The following is an 8,715-nucleotide window of genomic DNA, read 5'->3' on the forward strand; positions in this document are numbered from 1 at the left end:
AGAATTGTAATTATACAAAAGCGATGCTTAAAGGGGGCTGAATACGCAAGAGAAAAATGAGGAGTTCTTAAACGAAGAAAAAATTCACAAAAAAGATAAAATTTTAAAGAAAAGACCGAATGAAAAAGCGAGGAAATTTAAAAGAAATCGAACCCAGCGTAGCTTTCGCATACAAAATTCTACTCTTAAAATTCCCTCGTAATTTAAAATTTCTAAAATTCTAATACGCCATCAGCTTCGCGCCGAAGGCTCCGCGCACCAAGCTCTCGCTTTTATTTGCCAGCTTATCCATCATCTTTTCATACGCCGAAGGCTCCTGCCAGATCGGATCTGCTACGCCGCTAGCCTTTACGAGCGCGCTTTTAGCGTCCTCCAAAGAGCCCACCTCGTCGATGAGGCCCGCAGCTTTGGCGCCGCTGGCTAAAAATACTCGCGCATTCGCCCATGTATCGCGCTTTCTAAGATCCAGCGAGCGCGCCTGCGCTACCTCGCGCGTAAACAGCTCGTAGCTCTCATCCACCAGAGCCTGCAAGCTCGCGCGCTCCGCGTCGCTCCATTTTCGCATCATCGTTCCCGCCTCTTTGAGCTCGCCCGCTTTGACGATCTGTTCGGCAAAGCCTAGTTTAGCGGCCGCTTCGCTCACATCTAAGCCCTGCATAATCACGCCAATAGAGCCGATGAAGCTGCCCGGATTTGCATAAATTTTACTAGCCCACACGCCGCCTAGGTAGCTGCCGCTCGCCATCGTGCCCTTAGCGTAAGCAATGACCGGCTTGCGCGAGTTTAGTGATTTGATAGCCAGCGAAATTTCCACGCTCGGGCTTAGCGCGCCGCCGGGGCTGTCGATCAGCAGAAGTACTCCCTTAATCGCCTCGTCGTTTTTCAGAGTTTCGATCTTTTCTAAAATTTCGCTATCGTCCATTATCGCGCCGCTTAGCGAAAGCTGAGCGAGATTCGCGCCCTTTTGTTGCGCGCTTTCGCCGCCTGCAAAAATCAAAAACAAAATAAGCAGAAAAATCAGGGATTTAAAGTATTTGTTGATAAACCCGAGCACGGCGCCGATCGGCGCAAAGATGTTTTTTAGAAATTGCATTTCATTCCTTCGATAAAAAGTGATTTTACGTTTTTGCTCTGCAAAATGAGCTGTAGCGGCAGCTGAGCTTCGTCGCACTCAATGCCTTCAAAAACGGCGATATCGGCGAGTTTGCCGGCTCTCAGCTCGCCTAAATTTAGACCTAGTGCCGCAGCAGCGTTTCTCGTCGCGCCTAAAATCAGCGCTCGCGCCAGTTCTGCCAAGCCCAGCTCGTCGTGCATCATTAAATTTGCACGCAGCTCGTCTAAAAAGCTTAGGCTAAAATTCGAGCTAAGCCCGTCAGTAGCGATGTTGTAATTAAGCCCGCTTGCGAGCAGCTTTTTGAAGCTCAGCCGCTTTTTGCTAAGCAGGCGGTTGGAGCGCGCGCAGTGCGTGATCGAGTGGAGCTTCGGATCAAAGATGCTAAAATCATCCACCCACACGCAATGCGTAAAAAGCGTGCGAAGCCCGCTAAAATGCGCTACAAAGCTCTGCGGCGAGTAAAAAGGCGCGGGCGTTGGGTTAAATTTAGCAAGCCAGGTTTTAAATTTGCCGCGACCCGCGCGCAGCCACTGCCACTCGTAAGCACTCTCCATAAAATGCGTGCTTATAGCAAGCCCGTTTTCGCGGGCAAGCCTGGTCGCAAACTCCGTAATCTGCGGGTGCGTCGAATACGGCGAGTGCACCGACACGGCGGGGATAAAAAGCGAGTTTGCAAGCGCCTTTGAGCGCTCAAAGCGATCTTTAAATTTAGAAATATTCTCCGCCGCAGCGTCTTTGCTCGCGCCTAAAATTTCATTAAAAAACACGGTTCTAATGCCGCTTTGCGCGCAAGCTTCAGCCTCGCCGCCGAAGCTTGAAATTTCGCCGATCGTGCCCACGCCGCTTCGCATCATCGCGGCGATCTGCTCTAAGATCAATCGTCCGCGCGCCGCGGCGTCCAGCTGCTGCCTTGAGGCAATGACGCTGCCTAGCCAATCCAAAAAATCGCCGTAACGCAGCGTGCCTTTGTTTGCGCTAAATTCCAAATGCACGTGCGGATTTATAAACGCAGGCATCGCTATGTCGCCGCTAAAGTCTAAAATTTCGGCTCGTGGGTATTTGCGCGCCGCGCTTGCAAAGGTGCAGACCTCGATTATCTTTTTATCAAAGACGATCGCGCCCTCTTTTAAAATTTTAAAATTCTCATCGCAGACAAGAACCCACTTCGCCCTTAAAATTCTCATCGTTTTCCTTATTTAAAACAGCGCGTGATTTTAGCATAAAATTTTATTTCGCGCTAAATTTAGAGATAAAATTTTATCGCTTGGGCTTGAGCGGGCAAATTTGGCGCCATAGTAAAAAATAAGCTCGCTTTGGTTATAATTTTTGCTTAAATTTCAAAACAAGGACGCAAAAATGAAAATTATGGTGATTCAAGGACCAAATATCAATATGCTTGGTATGCGTGAGCCCGCTATTTACGGGGTTATGAAGATGGAGGACATCCATAAACAGATGAAGGCGGTCGCCGATCAGAGCGGCAACGAGATTGAGTTTTTCCAGAGTAATTTCGAAGGCGAGATCGTCGATAAGATCCAAGAGTGCTTCGGCACCTGCGACGGCATCATCATCAATCCCGCCGCCTACACGCACACTTCGCTCGCTATCCGCGATGCGCTCGCCGCAGTCAGTCTGCCCGTGATCGAGGTGCATATCTCAAACATCGCTCGTAGGGAGGAGCTTAGACAAAAAAGTCTAATAGCGCCCGTAACAGCGGGTCAGATTATCGGATTTGGCCCCGTGGGATACCATCTGGCGATGATCGGAATGATTCAAATTTTTGAGCAGATCAAGGCAGCCAGAGCCGAGCAGAAAGCCAAATAAGTTTGGGATTAAATTTGAAAAATTTTATCCTAAAGGACGAAAATGCTGTTTACCACGAGTGCGGATACAGCTGCGACAACGCGATATTTTTGAGCCTCGCGGGGCGCAAATTTTTCCTCACCGATGCGCGTTATAGCATCGAGGCGCGCGAGCTTTGCAAAGATACCGAAGTGATCGAGGTCGAGCGAAATTTGATAAAAGACGCGCGGCTGTTTTTGCGAAAAATGGGCGTTTGCGAGCTTAGCTATAACCCCTACGATTTTAGCGCGGGCGAGTGGGAAGCGCTGAGCAAAGGGCTTGGGATAAGATTTAAGGCGCGTGCGAATTTTTCGCAAATTTCGCGCATAATAAAATCGGAAGACGAGATAAAAATTTTAAAACAAGCGGCGCAGCTAGGCGCGGAAAGATTTGACGAATTTGCCGCGTTCGTGCGCGCCGAGGGCGAAGGCATGAGCGAAGAGGAGCTGTTTTTTAACGCCGAGCTCATCTTTAAGAAAAAGGGCGAGCTCGCGCTTAGCTTTTCGCCTATCGTCGCGATCAACGAAAACGCCGCTAAAGCGCACGCTCTGCCGAGCAAAAAGCGGCTACGTCGGGGCGATTTGCTCCTGCTTGACGCGGGGGTTAAATTTAACCGCTACTGCTCTGACAGGACGCGCACGGCGTGCTTTGACGAAAATTTTAACTTCGGCAAGGAGCAAAATTTTAAAAACGCCAAACGGCAAGAAATTTACGAGATCGTAAAAGAGGCGCAAGCTCTTGCGATCGCGGCGGTTATGCCCGGCAAAAAGGCGCGCTATATCGACGCGGCGGCTAGGGATTTTATCGCGAAGCATGGTTACGGCGAAGCGTTTTTCCACAGCACCGGACACGGCGTGGGAGTCGATATCCACGAGCTTCCGTTTATCTCAAAGCGTGGAGATACCGTGCTAAAAGAGGGGATGGTCTTTAGCGTGGAGCCTGGGATTTACTTGCCCGGCGAGTTTGGCGTGCGCATCGAGGACGTCGTGGTCGTACGCGAAAACGGGGCCGAAATTTTAAGCGAGCAGATTCGATGAATGTGCGACTTAAGAAAAACGGATTTTACGGGTGCACGGACGCGCTGTGCGTCGCAAAAAGCGCTGTTTTTCCAATGAGGCGCCGCGAGCGCGGAAATTTTAAAAATTTATACCTGCTTGGACTCGGCGGAAATTTAGGAGATGTCAGGCGACGCTTCGAGCGATTTTATCGCGTTTTGCAAAGCGATGCGCGCTTTTTCGTAGCGCAAAATTCCTTGATCTTAAAAAACAAGCCGTTCGGCTTTTTAGATCAGCCCGATTTTTTAAACGCCGTAATGCTCGTGCAAAGCTCTCTGCCGCCGCTTACATTACTTAAAATTATGCAGCGCGCAGAGCTACGATTTGGGCGCAAAAGAAGCTTCAAAAACGCGCCGCGCACGCTGGACGTAGATATTTTATACGCAAGCGCAAAGGTGCGTGCCTGCGAACGGCTCGCGCTGCCGCATCCGGGTGTTTGCGAGCGCATAAGCGTGATTTTGCCACTTGGAGAGATGAAATTTAAAAGAGGACTGATATGCAAACTAAAATCGTAAATTTTTTAAGCGCCAAGGGCGGAGTCGGCAAGAGCGTGATTGTAGCAAATTTCGCCGAAATTCTAAGCGAGCAGGGCTACCGCACGGCGATCATAGAAGCGCCGAATTTAAACAATCAAGAGATCATTTTAAACGCTTTGCAAAGAAAGAGGATTTCGCTACCAAGCGCCGTCGCAGTAAAAATTTCTCAAAATTTAACTCTCGTCTCGCCCGCGCTTGCTTCACAAAATCACGCATCCTCACAAAATTCTATTAAAAACGCAAGCTCTAGCGCGGACGATTACGTCATTCAAAATTCTACGGATAGCGCACAAAATCGAGAGGGCAACGAAAGTGGTGGCTCGCACAATTACGCGCAAAAACTCACGAACTCTGATGGCAAAAACAACTCAGAAAATTCCACCGCTTTAAATTCGATAGCAAACGCCACAAAAAATTCTACGAATTGTGCAGCCAAAAAACCGCAAAATTGCGAAGATGGATGGAATTTTACAGAATCAGAAAGCCTAGAGAATTTTAAAAGCGATGATTTCACCAAGCAAAATTCAATCCATGACGAGAATTCTCAAAATTCCGCGAGTAAAGATGAAATGAAAAATTCCGCCCGCTCATCAAATCCCGAAGAAGCCGGAAATTCCGCAAACGCAAAGGCTCACGAAAGCCCCGCTCGCTTCGCAAGTGAGCTGAAAGAGGCGGGAATCTTCGATTTTATTTTGATCGATGCGGGGCTTGAGTATCTTGGAGATTTTTTGAGCATCGGTGACGAAAATATCGTGCTGTGTGCGAACGAACCCTGCTCGATCAGCAATACCTACGCGCTTTTAAAGACGCTTGGGGCGAGCAAAAAAGAGGTTTTGTTTTTGCTAAATTTCACCGCGAGCGAGGATGATGCCGTGATGATCTACGAAAATCTAAAGTCGGTCGCGCACCGCAATATAAGCGAGCTGGGCTTTAAACTGCTAGGCTTTGTGCCGTTTTGCAAACAAGTAGCCGTCTGCTCACAAAATCGCGCGCTTTTTAACTCGCACTATCCGTTTTCGCCCGCTACCATCGCGCTTAGACAGAGCGTCTCGCGATTTTTAAGCAAACAGGGCTGCGAGCCGATCGATATGAGCGCTTACCGCGGCGTCGGCGGATTCTTACGAAAACTTAGCAACCTAGTATGATTTACGATGAAATTTTAAAACAGTATACAACTCGCTATTTTAAGGCTAAATTTAAAAATTTAATGTTATTCTTAAAGCTAAAATTTTAAATAATATACATAAAAGATAGATTAATCATGCAGTTGAAAGAAATTTTAAAAGACATCAAAATTGCCCGCGACAATCTCAAAAACGTGGGCAAAAGCGCCACGATCTTCGGCTCGGCGCGCTTTAGCGAGGACAATCGCTACGTAAAAGACGCGCAAAAGCTCTGCGAGGGACTCGCCGATTTAGGATACTCGATCATCACCGGAGGCGGTGGCGGCATTATGCAAGGCGCCAACCGAGGCGCATTTGCGAGAGCAAGAACGCACAGCGTGGGCTTTAACATCATGCTGCCGTTTGAGCAAAAAAGCAACGGCTTTTTGACGCAGGGGGCGAAATTTTCGGCATTTGCACCGCGCAAAGGCGCTCTCATCGAAAACAGCGAAATTTTCGTCATCTTTCCTGGCGGCTTTGGGACGCTGGATGAGTTTTTTGAAATTTTAGTGCTGGTGCAGACGGGCTTTAAACGCGCACGGATCTATCTTTACGACGAGGAATTTTACGCGCCGCTAATGGAGTTTTTCCACACTTCGCTGCTAAAATCTGGCGCGATAAACGAAAGCGATCTGCAAAATTTTAAGCTCTGCGACAGCGTGGATGAAATTTTAACGGATGTGCGACGTAAGGAGAACGAATGAAAATTTTAGTCGCGATGAGCGGCGGCGTGGATAGCTCGATGTGCGCGAAGCTGCTGCAGGACGCGGGGCACGAGGTGCAGGGCTGCTATATGAAGCTGCACGCAAAGCCCGGCTATCACGAGGCAAATATCGCCAAAGTCCGCAAAGTGGGCGAGTTTTTGGGTATAAAAATCCACATTTTGGATCTGCAGGATGATTTTAATCGCGACGTTTACGAGCCCTTCGTGCAGGCTTATATAGGCGGTCTTACGCCAAATCCGTGCGCTCTGTGTAACCGCCGCATAAAGCTCGGCAAGCTTTTGGAATTTGCGCGCGAGCAGGGCTTTGAGCGCCTAGCTACGGGGCATTACGTCCGCATTGAGGACGGGCTTTTAAAAGCCGCCGCAGATCTTAGCAAAGATCAGAGCTATTTTTTAGCAAACATCGATCCCGCCGCGCTTAAGTTTATGCTCTTTCCGCTTGGGGGGATGTATAAAAAGGATGTCAAAGAGGCTGCACGCGCCTATGAGGAACTTTCCCAGATCGCTTCTGCGAGCGAAAGCAGCGAGATCTGCTTTGTGGACACCACCTACATCGACGTTTTAAACCGTCATACGGGCACCAAAATGCCCGGCATCGTGCGCGACCGCGCGGGCAACGCCATCGGCACTCACGAGGGCTATATGCACTACACGATCGGCAAGCGCCGCGGTTTTACGGTGCACGGCGCGCATGAGCCGCACTTCGTGCTAAGCATCGACCCGCACAAAAACGAGATCGTCGTGGGCGGCAAGGAGGAGCTGGCGACCTACGAGTTTGACACCGAAAATTTTAACGCCTTTTTAAGCAAGGATGAAATTTTAAATATACCGGGTCTCGGCGTTAAGATCCGCTACCGCAGCGCCAAACTCCCCGTTAAAATTTCGCCTCGCAAGGACGGCGGCGTGCATGCCGTGCTGTCCGCGCCCGCAGCGGGCATCGCTCCTGCACAGCTCGCGGTTTTTTACGACGAGCGCGACCGCGTAGTGGCAAGCGGATTTATACAATAGCGCTTCACATCCGATGCTCGCTTTTGGCGCCGCTTGGGGCTCATCTGCTCGCAAAACGGTCCTTTGATCGCGCCGCTTGGTTCGCGCTTGCTTTGTTAAATTTCATATCGAAAAAGAGATTTACACTTTTGAATCCAAGCCGTTAAATTTTATCCCGTAAGCTCGGCGCGCAAATTTTATGCGCGTAGCTTACGATTGAGGCTTTTAAATTTACGCTCTGTCGCTGTGTTACCTACACTGCTAGCGAAATTTACGAAAGTTGCGGCGCTAAAATAAAATTTACGGCGACGTCTTATCAAAGCGCGCCGTGACGCAAAGATCGCGACCGATATAAAATATTTCGCGCGTCGTCGCGACGGCGCGAAACGAAATTTGCGCACTTGCTCTAAAGGCGATTTGCGATAAAATTTAAACCAAAGCCCGCAGTGCCGCTTAAATTTCATGAATTTACGCAAAATCAAATTTTAAAATTTAGCAACGCTTTCTAGCGTCCAGGTAATGTCCATCGCGACTAAAATTCCACTCGCGTCTTTACCTCAAAAAGCAGCTCGCCGTCCACCGCCTCAAGCCCGCCGCTCTTTATCATCTCGCGAATTTTACTCGTGCCAAGGCCGCTTTTTTGAAGCAAAATTTCAACCAAGTCTAGATCCCTGATCTCATAAATGCACCGATCTATCAGCTGCGAAGAGCCCAGATCGTCAAAGTAGAAAAATCGCCCGCCGTTTGAATAGACCCAGCCATATAGCCCGCCGTGCACGCCGCCGACCCTGCGCCACTCATGCGGCAGCTCGAGCGCGAAAAGCCCGCTTTTGCGAGCGACCAGCCTACGACTGCTGCGGCCGCCGCCCCAAACTTCGGCGCCTTCTAAAAAATATATCCGCTCGCCGCTTTGAAATACGCTGCCGCTAAGCGCGCGGATCTCGCCCGCAAAGGGATTGTCTGCCGCGCGCTTTTGCTTTCCGTCGTTCTCGTCGAAATAATAGATGCCGCCGGAAGCTGCAAAAAGTAGATGGTTTGAGTGCTCAAGCTGCCTATTTAGCGGAGTATAGGGCGCGGAGGCGGGGTCAAATTTTAAATCATTCGCAAAAACGTCGCCGCTTTTCGCATCCCACAAAAAATAGTCCAACCACTGCCTCAAAAGTTCGTAATGCCCGCCGTTATCGCGCGCGTCAAGGCGCAGGTTTTTAAAATACACGTTCGCGCCGTCTGCGGCATAAACGTCGCTCGCTCTGCCATCGCTTCCCTCTATCTGGCGCAGGCTCGCGGCATCGGC

8 protein-coding genes and 1 pseudogene are annotated in these 8,715 nt (G+C 49.6%); 6 read left to right on the forward strand and 3 right to left on the reverse strand.

Annotated features, from left to right (window positions below; translation table 11 throughout):
* Positions 1–220: 220 nt before the first annotated feature.
* Positions 221–1,093, reverse strand: coding sequence for a signal peptide peptidase SppA (sppA, locus tag Q0340_RS10950; RefSeq protein WP_298083329.1), 873 nt, complete (start codon positions 1,091–1,093; stop codon positions 221–223).
* The gene (locus Q0340_RS10955) at positions 1,081–2,298 is read right to left on the reverse strand and encodes a metal-dependent hydrolase (RefSeq protein ID WP_298083330.1); all 1,218 of its coding nucleotides are present in this window, start codon (positions 2,296–2,298) and stop codon (positions 1,081–1,083) included. The genes sppA and Q0340_RS10955 overlap by 13 nt, the downstream gene beginning before the upstream one ends.
* 172 nt (positions 2,299–2,470) lie before the next feature.
* On the opposite strand from Q0340_RS10955, the gene aroQ reads away from it, so the two are divergent.
* The 6 genes from aroQ (at position 2,471) to mnmA (ending at position 7,442) form a co-directional block, all read left to right on the forward strand.
* Positions 2,471–2,938 carry a type II 3-dehydroquinate dehydratase gene (gene aroQ / locus Q0340_RS10960; protein WP_005869936.1) on the forward strand — a complete coding sequence of 156 codons (468 nt, stop codon included), beginning with the start codon at positions 2,471–2,473 and terminating at the stop codon, positions 2,936–2,938.
* A gap of 14 nt (positions 2,939–2,952) precedes the next feature.
* Positions 2,953–3,993, forward strand: coding sequence for a M24 family metallopeptidase (locus Q0340_RS10965; RefSeq protein WP_298083331.1), 1,041 nt, complete (start codon positions 2,953–2,955; stop codon positions 3,991–3,993).
* A complete protein-coding gene (gene folK / locus Q0340_RS10970; protein WP_298083332.1) occupies positions 3,990–4,526 on the forward strand; it encodes a 2-amino-4-hydroxy-6-hydroxymethyldihydropteridine diphosphokinase in 537 nt (178 codons plus the stop codon). Before Q0340_RS10965 ends, folK begins: the two co-directional genes overlap by 4 nt.
* The gene (locus Q0340_RS10975) at positions 4,508–5,692 is read left to right on the forward strand and encodes a hypothetical protein (protein WP_298083333.1); all 1,185 of its coding nucleotides are present in this window, start codon (positions 4,508–4,510) and stop codon (positions 5,690–5,692) included. Before folK ends, Q0340_RS10975 begins: the two co-directional genes overlap by 19 nt.
* Positions 5,693–5,808: 116 nt before the next feature.
* Positions 5,809–6,414, forward strand: a complete 606-nt coding sequence (locus tag Q0340_RS10980) for a TIGR00730 family Rossman fold protein (RefSeq protein WP_298083334.1) — start codon at positions 5,809–5,811, stop codon at positions 6,412–6,414.
* A complete protein-coding gene (mnmA, locus tag Q0340_RS10985; protein WP_298083335.1) occupies positions 6,411–7,442 on the forward strand; it encodes a tRNA 2-thiouridine(34) synthase MnmA in 1,032 nt (343 codons plus the stop codon). The genes Q0340_RS10980 and mnmA overlap by 4 nt, the downstream gene beginning before the upstream one ends.
* A 511-nt stretch (positions 7,443–7,953) precedes the next feature.
* Here mnmA and Q0340_RS10990 read toward each other — a convergent pair.
* Positions 7,954–8,715: pseudogene (locus tag Q0340_RS10990) on the reverse strand (hypothetical protein); the annotation flags it as partial.

The sequence above is a fragment of the uncultured Campylobacter sp. genome (assembly GCF_938045595.1).
In the GTDB taxonomy this organism is placed as follows: Bacteria; Campylobacterota; Campylobacteria; order Campylobacterales; family Campylobacteraceae; genus Campylobacter_B.